This window comes from Streptomyces griseorubiginosus (genome assembly GCF_036345115.1).
GTDB lineage: Bacteria > Actinomycetota > Actinomycetes > Streptomycetales > Streptomycetaceae > Streptomyces > Streptomyces griseorubiginosus_C.
Genome location: NZ_CP107766.1, coordinates 6,080,170 through 6,103,025, shown reverse-complemented (window position 1 = coordinate 6,103,025; position 22,856 = coordinate 6,080,170). Strand labels below are relative to the sequence as shown.

Sequence of the window (22,856 nt, the reverse complement as noted above, 5' to 3'; positions counted from 1 at the left end):
GGCGTCAGAGTCGCCGGAATCGCAACAGCGCCCCCTGCAACGGCAGTTCATGGCACGAGGCGAACTCGAAGCCCGTCTCCTCCAGCAGCCGTCGGTAATGGTCCTCCGTGCGCTCGCGGCCGCCCACGTTGCACAGCATGTGTACGTCCCAGGCCACCGTGAGGGAGCGCCGGGTGTCCGTCGGCAGCAGGCGCTCGACGAGGAGGAGTTCGGCGCCGGGGGGCATGGCCCGGGCGCACTGGCGCAGGATCGTCCGGCAGCGGTCGTCGTCCCAGTCGTGCAGCACCCGGGACAGGACGTACAGGTCGCCTCCCTCGGGGATCCCGGACGTGAAGTCCCCCGTCACGAACCGGCAGCGGTCGGTCAGTCCCGCCGTCGCGAAGGCCTTCTCCGCCGCCTCGACGGCGTGCGGCCGCTCCAGCAGGACCCCGCGCAGGTGCGGGGCGGCGCGCAGGAGCCGGCCGAGGAGTTCTCCGTTGCCGCCGGCCACGTCCACCACCACCCGGTGGGCGGACAGGTCCACCAGCCCGGCCACGGGGGCGAACATCGGCGCGCTCGCCGCCATGGCCCGGTCGAAGAGGTCGGCGAGGTCGGGGTGGCGCGCGAAGTACGGGAAGTGGTGCTCGCCGAAGACCTGTGCGAACGCCTCCTCGCCGGTGCGCACCGAGTGCCGCAGCTCCCCGAAGGACCGGTAGAACGGGCCGCCGTAGAGCAGCGCGAGCGGCTGGAAGGAGGCGTCGGCTCCGGTGCGCAACGGCCCGCCCAGCTCCGTGAGGTGGTACGAGCCGTCGAGGTCCGCCGCCACCAGGCCGAGACCGGCGAGGTAGCGCAGGAGCCGGCCGAGGCTGTCGGGGTGGCTGCCGGTCAGCTCGGCGAGGAGCGTGAGGCTCGCGCCCGGGTGGGCCTCCAGGTGGTCGGCGAGCCGGAGTTCGGCGGCCACGGCGATCGCCTGGGTGGTCCAGGCCCCGGTCATCAGGTGCAGCAGACGGTCCCGGGGACCGGGGACGCGTGGCGCCTGCCGGGCCTGCGGGGCGTCTTCGCCGGACCGCGCCCGGTGCTCGGCCGTGCGGTGCAGGTGGGTGGCGAGGAGTTCGGGGTGGCGGCCGGGGACGTAGAGCTCGATGCGGTGCTCGCCGGTGCGGAAGTAGAGCACGGTGGAGTTCTCGTGCGGGTTGTGGCCGCCGCTGTCGGCGTGCGCTCCGGCCCGGTCGAGCAGCAGGGCCGTCAGTCCGCGCAGGGTGACCGGACCGGGGGCGAGCACCTCGAACGCGATGTGCGCCTCGTGACCGGCCGCGCGTTCGGCCGCGGCCACGGTCGCCAGGTCCGAGCCGTCCGGAGCCTCCAGGACGAAGATCTCGATCTCGCCCCGCCCGTCCCGGGTGTCCGGCACCGACGCCCTGAGGATGCCGACCGGGAGGCTGCCGGCCGGGCGGGCGTACCGCTGGGCGAGCCTGCCGCGGACGACCACGCTCGGGGTCGGCTCGCCCGCGTGCAGGCCCCGTGCGGAGAGCTCTTCGCGCAGGCCCGCGAGGGTGTGCGGGAAGACGAGGAGAGCGGTGTGGGCCAGCCGGAGCAGGCCGGCGAGTTCCTGCCGTTCCTCGGCGGTCAGGGCCGGGAACAGGGCGTCGAGGGCGCTTGCCGTGTCGTTTCGGCGCACGAACTCGGCGGACTGCTCGATGCGGTCGAGGTCAGCCGGGGGGAGACAGCGCTCCGTTGCCGACGCGAAGGGCATGGGTGTCCTCTGGATGTGGGTGCGGGGTGGGACCGGGAGAGAGCGTGCGGGTGGGGCGGGACGTGAAGTGCCCTATACGCCCACGTAGTTGTCCGCGAAGGAGTGCTGCTGGACGAGTGAGGTCCGCAGGCTCTCCAGGCGGGAGTCGCGCAGGGCGCGCAGGAAGCGGGACTCCTCGTCGTCCCCGTGGGGGGCGTGCAGCAGGCCGATCATCCAGTGGGAGAACTCCTGGGCCCGCCAGATCCGCGGCAGACAGGTGGCCGAGTACCGGGCCAGCGGCTCCTCGTCCCCCTCGTGGACGGCGGCGGTGAAGGCCCGCGCCAGGGTGTCGGCCGCCATGACGGCGAGGTTGGCGCCCTTGGCCGCCGACGGGCTGATGAGGCCCGCCGCGTCACCCGCGAGGAACAGTCGCCCGTACTGCATCGGGTCGAGCACGTCGGACTCCAGGTCGACGACGGCCCGCTCCAGGACGGGGCCCCGGCGCAACGGGCCGAATCGTTCCGCCCGCATGCGCAGGTCGAGTTCGTCCCAGATCGCCGTCTCGCTCCAGGAGCCGGGGTCGGTGCCGGGCTCGCACTGGAGGTAGTACCGGGTGACGGAGGGGGTGCGGGCCATGTGCCCGGCGAAGCCGCGCTCGTGCACCGCGTAGGTGACCGCGGGCAGGGAGGGGGGTGTTTCGACGAGCAGGGCGAGCCAGGACACACCGTGCCGCCGCCGGTACGACCGCACCTCGCCCGCGGGGACCTGCCGTCGGCACGTCCCCTGCCGGCCGTCGCAGCCCGCGATGTACCGGCCCGTCAGGCGGTACGGCCCCTGCGGTCCGTCGGCCACCAGCCACGGCCGCTCGCCGTCCAGGCCGCCGGCCTCGCGCACCGGCGTCCCGAACCGCAGGTCACCGCCGCGGCGCAGGAACTCGGCCACCAGGTCGGTCACCAGGTCCTGCTGCGGGTAGACGGTGTGGGCCTCGCCGCGGCCGAGACCGCCGTACCGGAGGGCGAACTCGCCGTGTTCGGTGCGGAAGACGCAGGTGTCGTGCGTCCGGCCGCGCGCCAGGAGGCCGGCGCCGAGGCCGTTGCCGACGAGGATGCGGACGGTGTCGGCCGCCAGGAAGCCCGCCCGCGCCCGCCGTTCGACGTGCTCGCGGCTGCTCCGCTCCACGATCAGACAGTCCACGCCGGCCGCCAGCAGCAGGTTGCCGAGCACCAGCCCGGCGGGTCCGGCACCGACGATCAGCACTGTCGCCCCACCCACGGAGGACCGTTTTTCCACCTTGCTCCCCACCTCTTCGATCATTCGGGAGAATTCAAGCAAGGTGGGGAGAACGGGTGGATACACGACATTGCCCCGAACGGGCAGGCTCACTGCGCGGTTGACGCCTCCACGCGCGCGCCACCTGCATCCCCTCCGATTCCGGCCTGGAGCCGCAGGGTCGCCGTTTCACTCGTTCGAGGGCAGTCGGCCATCGTCGGCCGAGGCGGCCCGGGCCGCCCGCTCCACCCGCTCGCGATGCCCGGCCCACCAGTCTCCGTCCCTGGACGGGAGGTTGTCGTCCGGCCCCCGCTGGCCCACCGCCCCGTCGATCAGTTCGCGTACGACGTCGGCGTGGCCCACGTGGCGGTGGGTCTCGGCGATCATGTGGACGAGGAGGCGGTGCAGGGTGAGTTCGGGGTACGGGGGCCAGGGGACCTGGCCGACGGTGTCCAGGGGGAGGGAGTCGAAGGTCTCGTCCGCGTGGGCGCAGGCCCGGCGGTAGCCGTCGACTATCTGCTCGCGGGTCTCGTCGGGGGTCGCCCACAGGTCCGCGTTCGGTTCGGCGGCACCCGTGATCCACAGGGGCTGGGCGTCCGGCAGCGGTCGCCCGAAGGTCTCGCCGAAGTAGCTCGCCTCCGCGCCCGCGAGGTGCTTGACCAGGCCCAGGAGGTTGGTGCCGGTCGGGGTCAGGGGGCGGCGGGCGTCGTACTCGGAGAGGCCGTCGAGCTTCATGAGGAGGACGTCGCGGGCGTCCTGGAGGCAGCGGCGGAGGTCGGTGGCCGGGTCTGCGGTGGTCATCGGACCAGTCTGTCGGCGGCTTGATCGCTGTCCACCGAATTCCGGGGTGGCCGGATCCTCGGACCGTCTGCTGTCAGTGGCCCCCTCTATCGTCCGGGCATGGTCTTTTCCCTTCCCCACGGGCTGCCACCGGGACGGTTCGAGCGACGGGGTCCGACGCAGGTCTGGATCTCCGACGAACTGCCGGACGGTATTGCGGAGTTGTGGGCGGATCTGCTGAGGCAGGCCCCCGCGACCGGGCTGCACCCGCACCTGTGCTGGCCCGACGACCCCGCGCGGCCCAAGGATCCGGCCGCCGCCGACGCCGTACGACTCGACGAGGTGCTCGCGGCCGACTTCGCGGAGTACCGACGGCAGCGGCTGCCGTCCTGGTCCGACCCCTCCTCCGCGGAGCCCTCGGACGAGACCCCGGAGGACGTCGAGCCCTGGCCGCACGATCCGGGGCCGCCGTTCGAGAGCTGGCCGGGGCTCGCGCCCGCCGGGGCGGACACCGATGCCGGCCCTGGCGCCGAGGAGGCCGCGGGTCGTACCGTCGCCCGTCTGTTGCGCAGCGAGCCGTACGCGGCCTCCCTCAGCCTCGTCCTCGTCCCGGCCCGCAGCTCCGCCGACGTCCCCGCGGTGACGGGCTGGCAGGACGGCCCGTTGCCGCTGATGGGCGCCCTGCTGCGGAGCTGGGAGGACCGGTTCGGGGCCCGGGTCGTGGCCGCGTTCAACGGTGGCCTGCACGTGTCCGTCGCCCGCCCGCCCCTCGACCCGGCGCACGCCGAGCGGCTCGCCCTGGAGCATGTGCTGTCCACCGCGGACAACATCGTGGACGACCCGCCGACCCCCTTCCCGGAGTACGCGCGAGGACTCGTCGGGCGGACTGAATGGCGGTTCTGGTGGGACTGACCCGGCGGACGCCGTACGCTCCCCGCACCGATGAGTTCCGTGCCCCGCCCCGGTCTGAGAAGCCGTAACCAACCAGGAACTGGAGTGAGTCCCATGCGCATCGTGGTCAGTGAGTTCATCAGTCTCGACGGGGTCGTGCAGGCGCCCGGCGGTCCTCAGGAGGACACCGACGGCGGGTTCGCGCACGGCGGCTGGTCGCACCCGTACTTCGACGAGGAGGTGCTCGGTCCCGCGTTCAGCGAGGGGATGGAGCGGGCCGAGGCGCTGCTGTACGGGCGGCGGACGTATCTGACGATGGCGGGCGCCTGGCCCGAGCGGGCCGGGGACCCCTTCGCCGACCGGCTGAACTCCCTCAAGAAGTACGTCGTCACCGACACCCTCGGCGATGACGAGCTGACCTGGAACAACACCGAGCGCATCCCGGGTTCCGAGGCCGTCGCGCGGATCCGTGCCCTGCGGGAGACCGAGGGGGGCGAGCTGGCGATGATGGGCAGCCCCACCCTCGTGCGCACCCTCATCAGCGAGGGGCTCGTCGACGAGCTCCAGCTCATCGTGATGCCGGTGCTGCTCGGCGGCGGCAAGTCCATCTTCCCGGAGGACGGGGGCAAGCGGCCGTTCGAGCTGGTGTCCACGGTCGCCGGGAAGACCGGCGTGCAGCTGTGCGTGTACCGGCCCGCGCCGGAGGCCGGGGCCTAGGCGGTGCCCGCCGCCCGCTCGGGCGCGGGGGTAGCCGTGGGCGGCGCGGACGTCCTACGCTCGGTTCAGCGACATCTCTGACTGAGTCAAACATCCGGGGGTCGACCGACATGACCGTCCAGGACATCCGCGCCTTCAACCGCTTCTACACGAACGTCATCGGCGCCCTCGACTACAGCCGCCAGCTGTACGCCCCGTACACCCTCACCGAGTCCCGCGTCCTGTACGAGCTCGCGCACTCGCCGCGTACCGACGCGGCCGACCTGCGCGGGGAACTCTCGCTGGACGCGGGGTACTTGAGCCGGATCCTCAACAAGTTCGAGCGCGCCGGGCTGATCGAGCGGACGGCTTCCCGGAAGGACCCGCGCCGGGTGCGGGTCACGCTCACCCCGCGGGGCCGGGAGACCGCCGCGCTGCTCGCCGAACGGGCCGACGAATCCGTGGGCGCGCTTCTCGCGACCGTGCCGGCCGCCGAGCGGCCCCGGCTCTCCGAGGCCATGCACACCGTCCGCACCCTGCTGTCCGACGGCCGCCCCCCGCGCCGGGAGGACGTCCTGCTGCGCGAGCCCCGCCCGGGTGACCTCGGCTGGATGGTGGCCCGCAACGCGGCCCTGTACGCCGCCGAGTACGGGTTCAACGCCGACTACGAGGGCCTGGTCGCCAGGATCGTCGCCGACTTCGCGGAGGACCACGATCCGCATCTGGAGCGGGTCTGGATCGCCGAGTCGGACGGGCGGCCGGTGGGGTGCGTGATGTGCGTACGGGACGAGGCGCCCGCGACCGCCCGGCTGCGGCTGCTCCTCGTGGAGCCGGACGCGCGCGGGCTGGGCATCGGGGACCGGCTGGTGTCGGCCGTGGTCGACTTCGCGCGCGGGGTCGGCTACCGGGACCTGGTCCTGTGGACCAACGACGTCCTCACCTCCGCCCGCCGCCTCTACCAGCGCCACGGCTTCGTCCTGACCGCCGAGAAACCCCACCGTTCCTTCGGCCAGGACCTGAACGGCCAGGACTGGCACCTGGATCTGACGGAACCGACCGGCGCGGGTGGGTGAGGGCGCGGGGCGGGGCGGGTGGGCTGGACCTTGGGCTCTTCAGAGGGTGAGAGTAGGGGGCATGAAACTGGCGTTCTCCACTCTCGGTGTCCCCGGCCTCCCCCTCGCCGACGTGCTGCGGCTCGCGACCACGTACGGCTATCACGGCGTAGAACTGCGCGCGCACCCGGAGGAGCCGGTGCACCCCGGTGTCGGGCTCGCCGAACGGGCCGACGCGGTGGCCGAGTTCAAGGCGGCGGGGGTCGAGGTGCTGGGGCTCGCCGGGTACGCGCGCGTGGCCGCGCCCGGGGACGACGAGCCCGTGGTCGAGGAGATCCACCGCCTCCTCGACCTCGCCCGCGACCTCGGCGCCGGCTTCGTGCGGGTCTTCCCCGGCGCCGCCTCCGACCAGTCCCCCGAGGACGCCGACGCCACGGCCGCCCGGCGCCTCGGGACGGCCGCGGAGTACGCCGGTGACCTCGGCGTACGCATCCTCCTCGAGACCCATGACTCGCACCGCACCGGCGCCGACGCGATCCGGATCCTCGGGCCCGTCGGCCACCGCCAGGTCGGCTCGCTCTGGGACGTCATGCACACCTGGCTCGGCGGCGAACAGCCCTCCGAGACCTACGCGGCCCTCGCCCCGCACCTCGGATACGTCCAGGTCAAGGACATCGCCTCGGCCGAGGACACCACCCCGGTCGCGCTCGGCGCCGGCGTCCTGCCGCTCGCCGAGTGCGTGGAGATCCTCTCCCGGCACGGCTGGGACGGCTGGCTGTGCTGGGAGTACGAGAAGCGCTGGTACGAAAAGGCGGCCCCGCTGGAGGAGCTCCTGGGCGCGGGCCGCGAGCACCTGGCCCGCCTCCTCAACGACGCCGCGTAGCCGGACCGAGGCGCGACCTGAGCCGGCGCCACATCCGCCCCCGCGCACCGCAGTCGTCCGTCACGACCGGTGCGTCGGGCAGCGCGGACAGGGCGCCGGCTTTCGCGTGCCAGTCGGTGAACACCCCGCTGAGCATCGGGTGGGGCTCGGTCGGCAGCGCACTCCTCGATGAAGCCATCACGTTCTCCTCTGTGTCCTCGTGACCTCCGTACGCCTTCGACGGTAGGAAGAATCGGCTCGCTGCTACCGTCCAACCGCATGCGGGTTTCACAGACCAATCTCGCCGGGGACCTCCTGCTCGACCTGGACCGGCCGGGCGGCGGGCCGCTGCACGAGCGGGTGAAACGGGCCCTGCGTGCGGCGATCCGCAGCGGGCGGGTCGAGATCGGCACCGCCCTGCCGCCCAGCCGGCAGCTCGCCGCCGACCTCGGCTGTTCGCGCTGGGCGGTGACGGAGGCGTACGGCCAGCTGGTGGCCGAGGGCTACCTGGAGGCGCGCAGCGGCTCGGCGACCCGGGTGCGCTGGGCGGGTGACGGGGATGACGGCTCGGGGCGCCCCGCGGCCCGCCGGGACCCGGTGGCCCGCTTCGACCTCGCTCCGGGGCTGCCGGACCTGCGGGCGTTCCCGCGGCGCCGGTGGGCCGAGGCGCTGCGGGCGCAGGTGACGACCACGGCGTTCACCGAGTTCGGTTATCCGCCGCCCGGCGGGCATCCCCGGCTCAGGCGGCTGCTCGCCGAGTACCTGGGCCGCTCCCGCGGGGTCTCCACGACCGCGCGGGACGTGACGGTGTGCCTGAGCGTGACCGACGCGGTCCGGCGGATCTGCCACGCCCTGCGCGCCGACGGCATCACCGCCGTCGGCTGCGAGGAGCCGGGCTGGACGCGGCTGCGGGAGGTGATCCGGGCGGCGGGTCTCGAGCCGGTGCCGGTCCGCGCGGACAGCGGCGGCCTGCGCACCGACGACCTCGCCGGACACGGCGGCCTGCGGGCGGTGCTGACGGCTCCGGCGCACCAGTTCCCGCTGGTGACGGTGCTCGTGCCCGAGCGGCGGGCCGCCCTGCTCGACTGGGCCCGGCGGGTGGACGGGGTCGTGCTGGAGGACGACTACGACGCGGAGTTCCGCTACGACCGCCGGCCGGTAGCGGCGCTGCAGGGCATGGACCCCTCCCGGGTGATCCTGCTGAAGTCCCTGAGCAAGACGCTCTCCCCGGCGCTCGGCATCGGGTGGATCGTGGCGCCCTCGCGGTGGACCGACGTCCTGCACCGGACCGACCTGACGGCGTCCCAGCCCCCGGTCCTCGACCAGCTCGCCTTCGCCGCGCTGCTGGAGTCGGGCGGCTACGACCGCCATCTGCGGGCCTGCCGCAAGCGCTACCGCGACCGGCGCGACGCCCTCGTCCGGGCCCTCGCCGAGCGGCTGCCCGGAGCCCCGGTCTCCGGGGTCGCGGCCGGGCTGCACCTCCTGCTGCGGCTGCCCGCGGGCACGGACACCGCCGCCGTGGTGACGGCCGCGGCGGCCCGCTCCCTGCGCGTCGCCGACCTCGCCGCGTACCACGCCACCCCCGACCACACCGACCACGGCCTGGTCCTCGGCTACGGCAACCTCGCCGACGGCACGGTCCCGGAGGCGGTACGGCTGCTCGGGGAGGCGATCGGGGCGGGGAGGTGAGGTCGAGGGGGGCGGGTGAGGAGTGACGGCGGCCTGGCGGGGGCGGGTTGGGAGTGACGGCGGCCTGGCGGGGGCGCCTGGCGGACGTTGGCCGGGACGGTCGGCCGACCGGCTTGGCCGGCCGGCTGACCGGCTGACCGGCCGGCGAGTCGTGTCGGACCGGGTTCGCCGCTAATTCGGTGGCCGGGGCGGCGGTCTCCCGATACCGTCCCGGGGTGCCTCAGCCCGTTCCTCCCCCGCCCCCGCTGTCATGAGTCTCAGCCGTACGTTCCTCGATGTACGGCCCCTGCGCACCTCACCGGTCTTCCGGCGGCTGCTGTTCGGGCGCACGGTCTCCACGCTCGGGACCTTCATGACCATGGTCACCGTCATGTACCAGGTCTGGGACATGACCCACAGCGCGGTCTGGAGCGGCGCGGTCGGCATCGCGCAGGCGGTGCCGATGGTCGGGGTGAGCCTGTTCGCGGGATCCCTGGTCGACCGGGCCGACCGGCGCCGGGTGTATCTCACGGGCACCGTGGGCTCCGCGGTCTGCTCCCTGCTGCTGGCCGTGCAGGGCTTCGCCGGGCACGCGCCGGTGGTGGTCGTCCTGCTGCTGGTCGCCGTACAGACGTCGTTCGCCGCGCTCGGCGCGCCCGCCGCGGGCGTGTTCGTGCCGCGGTTGCTGCCGAAGGACCAGGTGGCGGCCGGTCTCGCCCTGCAACAGGTCACCGGTCAGGCGATGATGCTGGTCGGCCCGGCCGTCGCCGGGGTGGTGCTCGGCTGGTGGGGCATCGGCGTCTGCTACCTCCTGGACACCCTGAGCTTCACCATGTCCTTCTACGGCGCCTATGGGCTCCCCGCTCTGCCGCCCGAGGGCGAGAAGTCCCGGCCGGGGGTGCACGGCGTCCTGGACGGGCTGCGCTTCCTGACCGGCCACCGGGTGGTGCGCGGTGCGCTCCTGACCGATCTGGCGGCCACCCTCCTGTCCATGCCGACGAGCCTGTTCCCGCTGGTCAACGACGAACGCTTCGGCGGCGACCCGCGCACGCTCGGCCTGTTCCTGTCCGCGCTCGCGGTGGGCGGGGTCGCCGCGACGGTGTTCTCCGGCCCGGTCACCCGCCTGGCGCGCCCAGGCCCGGTGATGCTGTGCGCGTCGGCGACCTGGGGCGCTGCCCTGGCCGTGTTCGGGCTGACGACCAGCGCCTGGGCGGGCCTCGTCCTGCTGGCCGTGGCCGGCGCGGCGGACGCCCTCGCGGTCCTCTCCCGGACCACCCTCGTCCAGACCCGCACCCCCGACGCCCTGCTCGGACGCGTGACGGCCGCCGAGACGATCGTCGGCCAGGCGGGCCCCCACCTCGGCAACCTCCGCGCCGGCCTGGTCGCGGGCTGGACCTCGGGCGCGACCGCCCTGATCACGGGCGGTCTGCTGTGCGTGGCGGCAGTGGGTTTCGTCGGCGCGAGCACCCCGGAGCTGCGGGCCATCCCGACCACGGAAGACAGCCAACCGGCCGGCGACGAGGCGTGAGCGGCCGGCCGCGAGGTCCGGGCAGTACGGATCGCCGTCTTCTGCGGCGGTCCTGGATCAACTACTCATCCCGAGGCGGCAGTTGACCGTCCTCAGCGACCCGGCGGAGTGATCGTCCAGTGGTTGCTGCGCAGGACGCGGTCCGCGAAGGGCATGTCGAGCTCACCGACCAGACGGAAGCCGAGGGAACGGCAGATGCCGTTGGAGGGGCCGTTGCCGGTGGCCGGGAAGGCGTGGATGTCACCCCAGCGGTCCGCTTCCCAGGCCCTGTCGATCAGGGTCCGCACCGCGCGCTTGCCCAGGCCGCGCCCCTGGAACTCCGGCAGCACCATCCAGCCGATCTCGGAGAGCGGTCCGTCACCGGGGTCATGGGACCAGAGGGCCAGTGACCCCGCCACCGCCTCGGGCCGGTCGGGGTCGGGCACGATCATCTTGATCCAGGACCGGTCGGCGGCCGCCTCCTCCGCGTCCCGTCGCACCTTGTCCGCGATCCCCTCCCTCGGCAACGGCCCGCCCAGGTCGGCCATCATCACGGGATCACACCGCATCCGCACATAGGCGTTCACGTCGTCCACGGTGACATCACGCAACAGCACGGGGTCCTCCAGAGGCGAGCGGTCAGCCGGTCGGTGTGGCACAACGGGGTGCACTGGGTCCGGGTCAGCGGCGTCCGTTCACGTACCGCGTCACCCGGTTCTCCAGGTGTTCGCGGCGCTCCGGCCACTCCTCCGCCGTGATGGAGAAGATCGCCGAGTCGCGGAGGCGGTTGTTCTCGCCGGGGGCCCAGGAGCGGGACCAGTTGCGCAGGACGCCCTCGAAGCGGGCGCCGACGCTTTCGATCGCGGCGCGGGAGCGGTCGTTGCGGGCGTCCGTCTTGAGGTCGACGCGCGAGACGTGCCACTGCTCGAAGGCGTGCCGGAAGAGCAGCAGCTTGGCCTCGGCGTTGATGCCGGTGCCCTGCGCCGAGGCGCCCAGCCAGGTGAAACCGACCTCGACGGCGTCGAGTTGATCCTCCGAGCGCCAGTACCGCGGCTCCCAGTACGCCGTCGCCCCCACCGCCCGCCCGGTCGCCACGGACACCTGCGCGTAGGGAGCGAGCAGCCCCGAAGCCGCCCGCGCCAGCTGCGCGTCGATGTAGTCACCGACCTCGCCGGCCCTCGGCACCCAGGTGAACGCGTACGTACCGCGGTTCTCCTCCGCCGCCACGGCCAGGTCGGCCGCGTGCCGGTGGCCCAGTGGCTCCAGGCGCACCAACTCGCCCTTCAGGACCGGCCCTTCCAGCTGGAAGCCCACCGTCTCATCAACCCCCGATGCCTCGGCGCAACTCCGCGAACGCCTCGTGGAAACCGGGGAAAGTCTTCCGTACGCACCCCGGGTCGTCGAACGAAATACCCGGCACCCGCAGGCCGGTGACCGCGAAGGACATGACGATCCGGTGGTCGCCGTACGTCGTGATCGCGGTCGTGGGCGAGGCGGCCGTGCCCGGGTGGACCTCGATCCAGTCAGGGCCCGTGGCCACGCGCACGCCCAACCGCCGGAGGTTCTCGGCGCAGGCCTCCAGGCGGTCGCACTCCTTGACCCTGGTGTTCGCCACGTCCTCGATGCGGACGGGTCCGGAGGCGAAGGGGGCGATCGCCGCGAGGGTCGGCATGGTGTCGGAGATGTCCCGCATGTTGACGGTGAGGCCGCGCAGTTCGCCGGTCCCCCGGACCGTGGTGGCGTCGGCGCCGACGGTCACCTCCGCGCCCATCCGCCGCAGGACGTCCACGAAGGCGAGGTCGCCCTGGAGCGCGTCCGTGCCGAGGCCGGGCACCGTCACCGCGGCGCCCGGGGTGATCGCGGCGGCCGCGAAGAAGTAGCTCGCCGTGGACGCGTCCGGTTCGATCGCGTAGGTCGTGGCGCGGTAGCCGCCCGGCGGCACCACGAAGACGTCGCCCTCCCGGGTCACCTCCACCCCGAACGCCCGCATCATCGCGATGGTGATCTCGACGTACGGCACCGAGACCAGGTCCGTGACGCGGATCCGCAGGCCCCGGCGGGTGAGGGGGCCGAGCAGCAGGAGCGCGGTGAGGTACTGGGAGGACTGGCCGGCGTCCAGGGTCACCTCGCCGCCGTCGACCCCGGCCGCCCGCACGGTCAGGGGGTGGTGGCCCTCCGCCTCCTCGTGCCGCAGGTCCACGCCCAGGTCGCGCAGGGCCCTGCTCAGGGGGGCGAGGGGGCGCCGGCGCATCTGCGGGGACGCGTCGAAGCGGTACGTGCCGTGGCCGACGGCGGCGAGGGTGGGCAGGAAGCGGGCGGTCGTCGCGCCGTCCCGGCAGTACACGTCCGCCTCGGCGACCGCGGGTCCCTGCGGGCGGCCGTCCACCTGCCAGGCGTCGGGGCTGCGGCCGACCCGGTAGCCGAGCCGCACCAGGCCCTCGGCGAAGCCCTCGGTGTCGTCCGAGCGGAGCGGGCGGACGAGGGTGGTCACCCCGTCGGCCGCGGCGGCCAGGAAGAGGGCGCGGGCGGTGATGGACTTCGAGCCGGGCAGGGCGAGGGACCGCGGGGCGGACGTGTCGACGGGCATACCCCTCATGATCGCCCCGCACCGGACTCCGACGCCGGAACGTCCACGAACTGGACCCGCCCCGCGTCCCGACTCACCCGGACCTGTCGATGTCGAACGGAACTGCCCTCACCGCCCCACCCGCCGCCGCCACCGGTCGTCCGGCAGCGGCGCCCTGCGGTCCGTCTGCACCTGGAGTTCGCAGTACGAGTCCGCCGCCGTGCCGTGCCACACCTCGTCGTGGGCCGCCAGGGCCCCGCGCAGGCCGGCGCCCGCCGTCCCGCGGCGGCGGACGTGGCGGGCCAGCAGGGTGAGCACGGCCAGGGTCACGGTGAGACCGGCGAGCACGGTCAGGAGCGGCAGCAGCTGGCTCATGCACCGACCCTACGACGGGAACGCGGTCGCCCCAACGGGTCGGCTCATCCGTCCCGTTGGCCCCTGCCCCACCAACTTCCGGAAATCGGGCCGCAGCCGGGAACCCCGTCCCGCCCCCGCTCGTCCAATGCGCAAGCTGCCGGAGAGTCACCGCGGTACGGCGTCGGCCTCGCTGCTGGCTGCGAACGCTGACCAACCCTCTCCTCCGTACTGCGGCCGGCAGCACACGCCGCCATCGGCGCGCCCCCCTCCACAGCGCCGATGGCGGCGCCCTCGCCGGACGAAAGCCGTCAACCGCGTTACTGTGCACTCCCTTGACTGGCAGAAACTTCCCGGTTATTGGTGACTTCTCGGAAGTTTCCTTCAGCGGATCACCTCCGGAAGGAGCGCACGTGCCCTCCAGACGTACCGTCCTCGCCGCGACAGCGGGCGTCACCACCGCCCTCGCCGTCGGCGGGACCGCGCACGCGGACGACAAGAAGGACGCCAAGAAGCACGACCAGAAGCTCGACCAGAAGCTCCGCTCCCTCATCTCCCGCATGACCCTGGAGGAGAAGGTCGGCCAGCTCTTCGTGATGCGGGTCTACGGCCACTCCGCCACCGCCCCCGACCAGGCCGACATCGACGCCAACCTCAAGGAGATCGGCGTCCGTACGGCCGCCGAGATGATCGCGAAGTACCGGGTCGGCGGGATCATCTACTTCACCTGGGCGCACAACACCCGTGACCCGCACCAGATCGCCGACCTCTCCAACGGCATCCAGAAGGCCTCGCTCCAGCAGCCCCGCGGCCTGCCCGTCCTCGTCTCCACCGACCAGGAGCACGGCATCGTCTGCCGGGTCGGCGCCCCGGCCACCCTGTTCCCCGGCGCGATGGCCGTCGGCGCCGGCGGGTCACGCGCCGACGCCCGCACCCTCGGCCGGATCGCCGGGCAGGAGCTGCGGGCGATCGGCGTCCGGCAGAACTACTCCCCGGTCGCCGACGTCAACGTCAACCCGGCCAACCCGGTCATCGGCGTCCGCTCCTTCGGCTCCGAGGCGCAGCAGGTCGCCCGTCTCGTCGCCGCCGAGGTCTCCGGGTACCAGGGAGCCGGGGTCGCCGCGACCGCCAAGCACTTCCCGGGACACGGCGACACCGCCGTCGACAGCCACTACGGCTTCCCGGTCATCACCCACAGCCGGGAGCTGTGGGAGAAGCTCGACGCCGTGCCCTTCCGGGCCGCGATCCGCGCCGGCATCGACTCGATCATGACCGCGCACATCCAGTTCCCGGCCCTCGACGACTCCGGCGACCCGGCCACCCTCTCCCACCCGATCCTCACCGGCATCCTGCGCGGCGAACTCGGCTACGACGGAGTGGTCGTGACCGACTCCCTCGGCATGGAGGGCGTGCGCACCAAGTACGGCGACGACCGCGTCCCCGTCCTCGCCCTCAAGGCCGGTGTCGACCAGCTCCTCAACCCGCCCTCCCTGGACGTGGCGTGGAACGCGGTCCTGACGGCCGTACGGGAGGGAGAGCTCACCGAGGCGCGGCTCGACGAGTCGATCCTGCGGATCCTGCGCCTCAAGGCCCGGCTGCGGCTGTTCGAGGAGCCGTACGTCAGTCAGGCCGGTGTCTCGCGGACCGTCGGCACCCGGGCCCATCTCTCCGCGGCCGACCGGATCGCCGAGCGCACCACGACCCTGTTGGTCAACGAGCAGCGGCTGCTGCCCCTGTCCCGGCGCGTCCACCGCAAGCTGCTGGTGCTGGGCGCCGACCCGGCCTCCCCGTCCGGCACGACGGGCCCGCCCACCGGTGTCCTCGCCGCCGCCCTGACCGGGCTCGGGTTCACGGCGACCGCCCTGTCGACCGGTACGGCCCCCTCGGCGGCCGTCGTCGCCCAGGCGCTGGCGGCGGCACGGGACGCGGACGCGGTGATCGTCGGGACGTACAACATCACGGCCGCCCAGCAGACACTCGTCGAGCAGCTGGTGGCGCTGGGGAAGCCGGTGGTGGCGATCGCGATCCGCAATCCCTACGACGTGGCCCGACTGCCGGACGTGCCGGCGTACTTGGCGACCTACTCCTGGACCGACGTCGAACTGCGGGCGGCCGCCCGGGTGATCGCCGGGAAGGCGGCGCCGCGCGGGAGGCTGCCGGTGCCGGTACAGCGCGCCGACGATCCGGCGCGGGTGCTGTACCCGGTCGGGTACGGGCTGTCGTACGGCCGGTAGCGCGCCGGACGTAGTTCCCGTACGACTCACAACCCGCACAACACCCCCGAAAGGCGCAAAGGACCCCACATGTCTGGCGTGGCCCCGCCGCGACGGTCACGCTGGACGGCGGGGGTAGTCCGGGGGGATCGCGATGCGTGAGAAGTGTTCCGCGGGGGTGGTGTGCGTACTGACGGCACTGCTCGCCGCCCTGCTGACGGGGTGTACGCAGTCGGCGGCCGGCGGGGAGTCCGGCGAGGGCCCCCGGGCCACGGTCCCGGTCTCGCCGTCCGCCGGCCGGGCCTCCGGATTCGGCGCGGTGTTCCTCGCGGTCGACGAGTGCAGCTCCTTCGGCAAGGCCAGCTTCACCGAGGTGCCCTGCACCAGCGAACGGGCGGCGGCCCGGGTCGTGGCCCGGCACGACGGCACCACGGCCGACGGACCACCGTGCCCGGCGACCACCGACTTCGTGCTGCACATCAGTGCGCAGAGCCAGATCTCCGACGAGGACGGCGACGGGGCGGTGCCCCAGGGGTACGCCTGCATGCGCAACCTGGAGCCGCCGCATCCCGGCGACCCCGGGGGCGGGGGCGGGCCCCGGACCATCGTCGGGGACTGTGTGTACGGCTCGGGCGACGGGCAGGTCCGCGAGACCCCGTGCGACGGCAAGGGGGCGAGGAAGCCGCAGTACCAGGTGATGAAGGCGGTCGCCGAGCGCGCGCGGTGCCCGCTGTCGACGGCCCTGTACGTGCAGCTCGGCGGACCGCAACCGGTGGGCTGCGCCCGGCCGTTGTGAAAGCGGCCGGGCGCGGCGGGCGGACTACGGACGCAGGGCGGGCTCCCGCTCCACGTCCCGTACGTCCAGCTTCCGGTCGAACTTCGCGAGCGGCTTCGCCTCGGTCACGGCCGTGGCGGAGACGCCCGCCCAGTCGAGGATCCGTGCCGTGGCGAAGGCCTTCTGGTCGGCGACCAGACCGGCCACGTTCGCCCCGTGGTTCATGCCGGGCGCGGTGAACACGTACGCGTCCTTCGCCCCCTTGTCGACGCGGAACCGCTCCGCGCCCCACGGGTCGTTCTGGCCGTAGACGTACAGCATGTGCCGGGCGTTGTGCCGCACCCAGTTGTCCACGTCCCGCATCGCGTACGGCTGGAACTTCGTCGGGATGTCCCGGGGGACGAAGCTGCGCGGCGGCTGGTAGCCGTAGCGGACGTACTTCTTCTCGATGTGCGGGAACTTGATCGTCGGCGCGCCGAGCTGGGTGGCCGCCTGGTAGTAGTACGGCGTGTACGGCTCCAGGCCCTGGTCGGTGTAGAAGGAGAACCCGGAGATCGTGTCGATCGAGGTCCAGATCTGGTCGTCGGTCGCGGTCTTCGCGTTCGGCGGGATCAGCGTGTCGTCGCCGCAGTTGGCCAGCAGGTTGTACTGCCAGAAGCCCCAGACGTAGTCGAGTACGACCGCCTCGTAGGCCTTGTCCAGGCTGCCGACGGTGGTGAAGGTGAAGCCCTCCGTCGCCGCGTACTCGGCGTACTTCTTCTCCAGGGACTCGCGCCGGACCAGGGCCTCGCGCTGCACCGCGTTCAGCCGGTCGCGGCACTCCTTGGTGCCGACCTTCTGGAAGAACCGGTCGTAGGCCGAGTCCTCGTTGTTCACCACGTCGTTGGGGGCGACGTACGCGACGACGCCGTCCATGTCGCGCGGGTAGAAGCGCTCGTAGTACGTGGCGGTCATGCCGCCCTTGGAGCCGCCGGTGGAGATCCAGTTCTTGGAGTAGATCTTCTTCAGCGCCTTGAAGATCCGGTGCTGGTCGCTGGCGGCCTGCCAGATGTCCAGCATGGACCAGTCGGCCGGGTCGGGCCGGGAGGGCGTGAAGAAGCGGTACTCCATGGAGACCTGGTTGCCGTCCACGATCTGGGTCGGCTCACTGCGGCGCGGTGTGGTGGAGACGTTGTAGCCGCCGGTGAAGAAGACCGTCGGCCGGCTCACGTCCTTGTGCAGCACGGTGATCCGCTGCTGGAACGTGCCCTTGGACGGGTGCCGGTGGTCGACCGGCTGGGTGTAGTTCAGGACGAAGAAGCGGTAACCGGTGTACGGCTTCTCCTCGATCAGGCTCATCCCCGGGACGGCGAGGAGCTGATCCTTGATGTCGGTGGTGGCACCGGTGCCTTTGGCCTCCGGCTCGGCGGCGGTGGCCGCGCCCGCCGTGCCGACCGTGCCTATGAGCACGACCAGCGTGAGAAGCCATCTGAGCGCCTTGCGCATGCACCCTCCCCTGTGAGTACAGATGTGCGCCGGACGCTAGCGGCGCAACTCACCCGAGCACCAGGGGAGATGACACCTCGATGGGGAAAACCCTGTGAGAAATCTGTGCGTCAGAGCCGGATGAAGCCCTCGGTGTCGTACTTGCCCCGCCCTACCGCGGCCTTGATCCACACCTTGCGCTGCCCGGCGTGCACCCTGACCGGGCCGGCCCGGTACTTGTACCGGCCGACGTCCTCGACCGGCTGGAGTGCGTAGGCCCGCAGGTAGATCCGCATGTGCTGCCGTACGCCGGGGCGCTTGGGCAGGGTGATCGCGCAGACGTAGCCGCCCCGCTTGTACACCTCGACGGTGCCGGTGGCGAACGGGAACGTCCGCACCTTGCGCCCCTCGCACGACGAGTCCGCCGCCTGCGCCTGCCCCGGCACGGCGACCCCGAGGGCGCCGGCCGCCACCGTCACGGCCAGCCCCACCGCCAGCCGCCGTATCGCTCCACTCTTCACTGCCGTCCCTCCCGCAGCTTTCGGGCGTACAGGTGTACGGACGCACGACATGTGTCGGACGGTTGCACGACCGTCAGCGAGACACCTCGACCGGCTCCCCTACGAACGTCCGCCACAGCTCGGCGTACCTGCCGTCCAGCGCGAGCAGTTCGTCGTGGGTGCCGTCCTCGACCACGCGGCCGTGGTCCATGACCACGACCCGGTCGGCGCGGGCCGCCGTGGTGAGGCGGTGCGCCACGACAAGGGTCGTACGACGGCCCGCGAGACGGTCGGTGGCCTGGTTGACCTGGGCCTCGGTGGCGAGGTCCAGGGCTGCCGTGGCCTCGTCCAGGAGGAGGATGTCGGGGTCGACCAACTCCGCGCGGGCCAGGGCGATCAGCTGGCGCTGGCCCGCCGAGAGGTTGCGGCCCCGCTCGGCGACCTCGTGGAGGTAGCCGCCCTCCAGCGTGGCGATCATCTCGTGGGCGCCGACCGCGCGGGCCGCCGCCTCCACCTCGGCGTCGGTGGCGTCCGGGCGGCCGTAGGCGATGGCGTCCCGGATCGTGCCCTGGAAGAGGTACGCCTCCTGCGGGACCACGCCCAGGCGGTGGCGGTAGGAGGTGAGGTCGAGGGAGCGCAGGTCGGTGCCGTCGACCGTGACCTGTCCGCCCGTCGGGTCGTAGAACCGGGCCACCAGCTTGACCAGCGTGGACTTGCCCGCGCCCGTCTCGCCCACGAAGGCGACCGTCTGCCCCGCGGGGATCTTCAAGTCGATCCCGCCCAGGGCCTCTTCGTCGTCCCCATAGGCGAAGTGCACGTTCTCGAAGGCCACTTCGCCGCGCAGCGAGAGGACCTCCAGGGGCTCCTCGGCGGCCTTCGTGGACGTCGGCTCCCGGAGCAGCTCCTGGATGCGGCCCAGGGAGACGGTGGCCTGCTGGTAGCCGTCGAAGACCTGGGAGAGCTGCTGGACCGGGGCGAAGAACAGGTCGATGTAGAGGAGGTAGGCGACCAGCGCACCGGTCGTCAGGGTCGCCGCGTCCACCCGGCCCGCGCCCGCGATCAGCACGGCCGCGGCGGCGACGGAGGACAGCAGCTGGACGAACGGGAAGTAGATCGAGATCAGCCACTGGCCCCGGATGCGGGCCGTGCGGTAGCTGTCGCTGCGCTCGGCGAACCGGGCCGCGCCGTCCCGCTCGCGGCGGAACGCCTGCACGATCCTGAGCCCGGACACCGACTCCTGGAGGTCGGCGTTGACCACCGAGACGCGCTCACGGGCGAGTTCGTACGCCTTCACGCTCGCCTTGCGGAAGAAGTACGTGGCGACGATCAGCGGCGGCAGCGTCGCGAAGACGACCAGTGCCAGCTGTACGTCGATCACCAGCAGGGCGACCATGATGCCGAAGAAGGTGACGACCGAGACGAACGCGGTGACCAGGCCGGTCTGGAGGAAGGTCGACAGGGCGTCGACGTCCGTCGTCATCCTCGTCATGATCCGGCCCGTCAACTCCCGCTCGTAGTAGTCGAGTCCGAGCCGCTGGAGCTGGGCGAAGATCTTCAGGCGCAGGGAGTACAGGACCCGCTCACCGGTGCGTCCGGTCATCCGGGTCTCGCCGATCTGCGCGGCCCACTGGACGAGCACCGACAGCAGGGCGAGCAGGGTCGCCGTCCAGACCGCGGCCATGGCCATCCGGGAGACACCGTCGTCGATGCCGTGCCGGATCATCACCGGCAGCAGCAGGCCCATGCCCGCGTCCACCGCGACCAGGCCCAGGCTGATCAGCAGCGGGCGTCCGAAGCCGCGCAGCAGCCGACGCAGACCGTACGACTGCTCGGACGTGACCGCGCGGGCCTCGTCGATGTCCGGGGTGTCCGTGGCCGGGGGCAACGCCTCGACCTGGGCGAGGAGTTCGGGGGTGGCCGGGGTGCCGGCCAGGGCTGTGTCCTTGGGCTCCCGGTCACCGGTCCACAGCCGGGGCGTCACTCCGCGCTCGGCGTCGAACTCGGCGTCCAGCTCGTCGCGTACGGAGGTGTCCTCCTGGACGGCGACCGGCTGGGCGTGGCCCGGGGAGACCCCGCCCAGGCCGTCGGGGTCGGTGAGGAGGCGGCGGTAGAGGGCGGAGCGCCGCTCCAGCTCCTCGTGGGTGCCGACGTCGGCGAGGCGGCCGTTCTCCAGGACGGCGATGCGGTCGGCGAGGTTCAGGGTGGAGCGGCGGTGGGCGATGAGGAGGGTGGTGCGGCCCTCCATGACCTGCTTGAGCGCCTCGTGGATCTCGTGCTCGACCTGGGCGTCCACGGCGGAGGTGGCGTCGTCGAGGACGAGCAGCCGGGGGTCGGTGAGGATCGCCCGGGCGAGCGCGACACGCTGGCGCTGGCCGCCGGAGAGGGTGAGGCCGTGCTCGCCGACCTTGGTGTCGTAGCCCTCGGGGAGCTCGGTGATGAAACGGTCCGCCTGGGCGGCTCGGGCGGCCTTCTCGATCTCCTCCTGGGTCGCGTCGGGACGGCCGTAGGCGATGTTGTTGCGGACCGTGTCCGAGAGCAGGAAGGAGTCCTCGGGGACCAGGCCGATCGCGGCCCGCAGGGAGTCCAGGGTGAGCTCGCGGACGTCGTGGCCGCCGACGAGGACGGCACCGTGCGTGACGTCGTAGAAGCGCGGGAGCAGGAGGGAGACGGTGGACTTGCCCGAGCCGGAGGAGCCGACGACCGCGAGGGTCTCGCCGGGGCGGATTTCGAAGGAGAGGCCGTCGAGGACCTTGCGACCGTCCTCGTACCCGAAGGAGACGTCGTCGAACTCGACGGTGGCCGGTGCGTCGCCGGGGAGCTCCTTGGCGCCGTCCTTCAGGTACGGCTCGGTGTCGATCAGCTCCAGGACGCGCTCGGTGCCCGCGCGGGCCTGCTGGCCGACCGTGAGGACCATCGCGAGCATGCGGACCGGGCCGACGAGCTGGGCGAGGTAGGTGGAGAAGGCGACGAAGGTGCCGAGCGTGATGTGGCCGCGGACGGCGAGCCAGCCGCCGAGCGCGAGCATCGCGACCTGGCCGAGGGCGGGAACGGCCTGGAGGGCCGGGGTGTACTTCGAGTTGAAGCGGATCGTGCGCAGCCGGCCCGCGTACAGGCGGCGGCCGACCTCGCGGAGCTTCCCGGTCTCCTGGTCCTCCTGCCCGAAGCCCTTCACCACGCGGACGCCGCTGACGGCGCCGTCGACCACGCCCGCTACGGCGGCGGCCTGGGCCTGGGCGTACCAGGTGGCGGGGTGCAGCTTGGAGCGGGAGCGCTTGGCGATCACATACAGGGCCGGGGCGACCGCCAGGGCGACCAGGGTGAGCGGGATCGACAGCCAGGCCATCACGACCAGGGAGATCACGAAGAGCGCGAAGTTGCCGATCGTCATCGGCAGCATGAACAGCAGGCCCTGGATCAGCTGGAGGTCACTGGTGGCCCGGCCGACGACCTGGCCCGTGGACAGCTCGTCCTGGCGGCGGCCGTCGAGCCGGGTGATGGTGCCGAACATCTCCGTGCGCAGGTCGTGCTGGACGTCCAGGGCGAGACGCCCGCCGTAGTAGCGGCGGACGTAGGCGAGGACGTAGACGAGGACGGCGGCGGCGATCAGGGCACCGGCCCAGGGGGCCATGTCCCGGGTGTGGTCGCCGACGACGTCGTCGATGATCACCTTGGTGATCAGGGGGACGACCGCCATGACGGCCATGCCGCCGAGGGAGGAGCCGAGGGCGAGGACGACGTCCTTCGGGTACCGCCAGGCGTACCCGGCCAGTCGTCGTGCCCAGCCCCGTTGCGGTTCCACGCGGTGCCCTCCGTCGTCCAGCAGTCCTGATCTACCGGAAGACACCAACGCGGGCGGGGGCGGATTTCATCCCTCCGCAACAAAGCGAGAGATCCTTCGGGTCACGGCCGGGGCCCGGTCGCCCTCCTGGCGTTCGCCTCGGCGCGCGCGAGACGTCCGCGGGCGTTCGACGCCTGGGGGCTGTCCGCGCCGAAGACCCGCACGATGCCGTTCAGGGAGGACCGGCATACATGGACATCGTTCTCGGGGTCCAGCTCCGGTACCGGGCCAGGTTCCGCCCGTTCGGCCTCCCGGAGCCGCGCCCGCAGCACGGCCTGTTCCCGCCGACGCCGAGCCGCCTCTGCCTGCGCGTGCTCCCGCCGCTCCCTGAGCTCCGCACGGATCGCCGTCCGCTCCCTCTCGGCCTCCTCCCGCTCCGCACGCCGGGCCCTCAGATGCTCCCGTCGCGCCGCCTCCGGGTCGTACGGCGGCTGTGCGGCCTCCGGGGACGGCGCGGTGGGCGTCCTCCCACGCCGGTCCGTGGTCGCGATCTTCTCCGCGAGCCACGGACCGGGATGGTCCAGCGCGGCGTACACGTCCAGCACTCCGCGCGACCGCGGCCAGGCCTGTTGGACGGCATACCGCGCCACCGCCGTACCGTCGCCGTGCAGCGCCCTGGCCGCCAGAAGAGCACCGCTGATGACCTTTGTGATCCTCACGACGTCCACCCCCTTCGAATCGCCGCCCCGACAGGGCAGTACCCGCTGACG

General features: G+C 72.7%; 20 protein-coding genes. 8 read left to right on the top strand and 12 right to left on the bottom strand.

Translation table 11 applies throughout. The annotated features are described in order from the left end of the window. Positions 1-4: 4 nt before the first annotated feature. The 3 genes from OHN19_RS27700 to OHN19_RS27690 form a co-directional block, all read right to left on the bottom strand. Positions 5-1,732 carry a methyltransferase gene (locus OHN19_RS27700; RefSeq protein ID WP_330266792.1) on the bottom strand — a complete coding sequence of 576 codons (1,728 nt, stop codon included), beginning with the start codon at positions 1,730-1,732 and terminating at the stop codon, positions 5-7. Positions 1,733-1,804: 72 nt separating this feature from the next. After that, complete coding sequence (locus OHN19_RS27695; protein WP_330266791.1) at positions 1,805-2,983, bottom strand: 4-hydroxybenzoate 3-monooxygenase; 1,179 nt, start codon at positions 2,981-2,983, stop codon at positions 1,805-1,807. 186 nt (positions 2,984-3,169) lie between these two features. Further along, entirely contained in the window at positions 3,170-3,781 is a 612-nt protein-coding gene (locus tag OHN19_RS27690; RefSeq protein WP_330266790.1) for a DinB family protein, read from the bottom strand. A 99-nt stretch (positions 3,782-3,880) separates the two neighbouring features. On the opposite strand from OHN19_RS27690, the gene OHN19_RS27685 reads away from it, so the two are divergent. The 4 genes from OHN19_RS27685 to OHN19_RS27670 all read left to right on the top strand — a co-directional run bounded on the left by OHN19_RS27685 (position 3,881) and on the right by OHN19_RS27670 (position 7,282). After that, positions 3,881-4,672, top strand: a complete 792-nt coding sequence (locus OHN19_RS27685; protein ID WP_330266789.1) for a DUF4253 domain-containing protein — start codon at positions 3,881-3,883, stop codon at positions 4,670-4,672. A gap of 93 nt (positions 4,673-4,765) precedes the next feature. Continuing rightward, positions 4,766-5,368: a dihydrofolate reductase family protein gene (locus OHN19_RS27680; protein WP_330266788.1), complete on the top strand. Its 603-nt coding sequence runs from the start codon at positions 4,766-4,768 to the stop codon at positions 5,366-5,368. A 110-nt stretch (positions 5,369-5,478) separates the two neighbouring features. Then, on the top strand, positions 5,479-6,420 hold the full coding sequence (locus OHN19_RS27675; RefSeq protein ID WP_330266787.1) for a bifunctional helix-turn-helix transcriptional regulator/GNAT family N-acetyltransferase: 942 nt from the start codon (positions 5,479-5,481) through the stop codon (positions 6,418-6,420). Positions 6,421-6,481: 61 nt separating this feature from the next. Then, positions 6,482-7,282 carry a sugar phosphate isomerase/epimerase family protein gene (locus OHN19_RS27670; RefSeq protein ID WP_330266786.1) on the top strand — a complete coding sequence of 267 codons (801 nt, stop codon included), beginning with the start codon at positions 6,482-6,484 and terminating at the stop codon, positions 7,280-7,282. Here OHN19_RS27670 and OHN19_RS27665 read toward each other — a convergent pair. Further along, on the bottom strand, positions 7,266-7,460 hold the full coding sequence (locus OHN19_RS27665; protein ID WP_330266785.1) for a hypothetical protein: 195 nt from the start codon (positions 7,458-7,460) through the stop codon (positions 7,266-7,268). The two genes, OHN19_RS27670 and OHN19_RS27665, sit on opposite strands and share 17 nt — an antisense overlap. An 80-nt stretch (positions 7,461-7,540) precedes the next feature. On the opposite strand from OHN19_RS27665, the gene OHN19_RS27660 reads away from it, so the two are divergent. Further along, positions 7,541-8,950: a PLP-dependent aminotransferase family protein gene (locus tag OHN19_RS27660; protein ID WP_330266784.1), complete on the top strand. Its 1,410-nt coding sequence runs from the start codon at positions 7,541-7,543 to the stop codon at positions 8,948-8,950. Between the two features lie 250 nt (positions 8,951-9,200). After that, on the top strand, positions 9,201-10,457 hold the full coding sequence (locus OHN19_RS27655; protein ID WP_330266783.1) for an MFS transporter: 1,257 nt from the start codon (positions 9,201-9,203) through the stop codon (positions 10,455-10,457). Between the two features lie 92 nt (positions 10,458-10,549). Here OHN19_RS27655 and OHN19_RS27650 read toward each other — a convergent pair whose 3' ends face one another. From OHN19_RS27650 to OHN19_RS27635, 4 genes are all read right to left on the bottom strand, one after another. Continuing rightward, entirely contained in the window at positions 10,550-11,053 is a 504-nt protein-coding gene (locus tag OHN19_RS27650) for a GNAT family N-acetyltransferase (RefSeq protein ID WP_330266782.1), read from the bottom strand. Between the two features lie 64 nt (positions 11,054-11,117). Next, positions 11,118-11,750 (bottom strand): GNAT family protein, encoded by a 633-nt coding sequence (locus OHN19_RS27645; RefSeq protein ID WP_330266781.1) that lies wholly within the window; start codon positions 11,748-11,750, stop codon positions 11,118-11,120. A gap of 7 nt (positions 11,751-11,757) precedes the next feature. Then, positions 11,758-13,023: a 3-phosphoshikimate 1-carboxyvinyltransferase gene (gene aroA, locus OHN19_RS27640; RefSeq protein WP_330266780.1), complete on the bottom strand. Its 1,266-nt coding sequence runs from the start codon at positions 13,021-13,023 to the stop codon at positions 11,758-11,760. A gap of 108 nt (positions 13,024-13,131) precedes the next feature. After that, complete coding sequence (locus OHN19_RS27635; protein WP_330266779.1) at positions 13,132-13,377, bottom strand: hypothetical protein; 246 nt, start codon at positions 13,375-13,377, stop codon at positions 13,132-13,134. Positions 13,378-13,769: 392 nt separating this feature from the next. Here OHN19_RS27635 and OHN19_RS27630 point away from each other — a divergent pair, with 392 nt between their 5' ends. Both OHN19_RS27630 and OHN19_RS27625 read left to right on the top strand, forming a co-directional pair. Next, positions 13,770-15,590: a glycoside hydrolase family 3 protein gene (locus tag OHN19_RS27630; protein ID WP_330266778.1), complete on the top strand. Its 1,821-nt coding sequence runs from the start codon at positions 13,770-13,772 to the stop codon at positions 15,588-15,590. Between the two features lie 133 nt (positions 15,591-15,723). Next, positions 15,724-16,365, top strand: a complete 642-nt coding sequence (locus OHN19_RS27625; RefSeq protein WP_330266777.1) for an LppU/SCO3897 family protein — start codon at positions 15,724-15,726, stop codon at positions 16,363-16,365. A 24-nt stretch (positions 16,366-16,389) separates the two neighbouring features. On the opposite strand, the gene OHN19_RS27620 is transcribed toward OHN19_RS27625, so the two are convergent. The 4 genes from OHN19_RS27620 to OHN19_RS27605 all read right to left on the bottom strand — a co-directional run bounded on the left by OHN19_RS27620 (position 16,390) and on the right by OHN19_RS27605 (position 22,805). Then, positions 16,390-17,829 (bottom strand): S28 family serine protease, encoded by a 1,440-nt coding sequence (locus tag OHN19_RS27620; RefSeq protein ID WP_330266776.1) that lies wholly within the window; start codon positions 17,827-17,829, stop codon positions 16,390-16,392. 110 nt (positions 17,830-17,939) lie between these two features. Continuing rightward, entirely contained in the window at positions 17,940-18,329 is a 390-nt protein-coding gene (locus OHN19_RS27615; protein WP_330266775.1) for a hypothetical protein, read from the bottom strand. Positions 18,330-18,402: 73 nt separating this feature from the next. Then, positions 18,403-22,107, bottom strand: coding sequence for an ABC transporter ATP-binding protein (locus tag OHN19_RS27610; protein WP_330266774.1), 3,705 nt, complete (start codon positions 22,105-22,107; stop codon positions 18,403-18,405). 101 nt (positions 22,108-22,208) lie between these two features. Continuing rightward, entirely contained in the window at positions 22,209-22,805 is a 597-nt protein-coding gene (locus OHN19_RS27605; RefSeq protein ID WP_330266773.1) for a hypothetical protein, read from the bottom strand. Positions 22,806-22,856 lie beyond the last annotated feature (51 nt).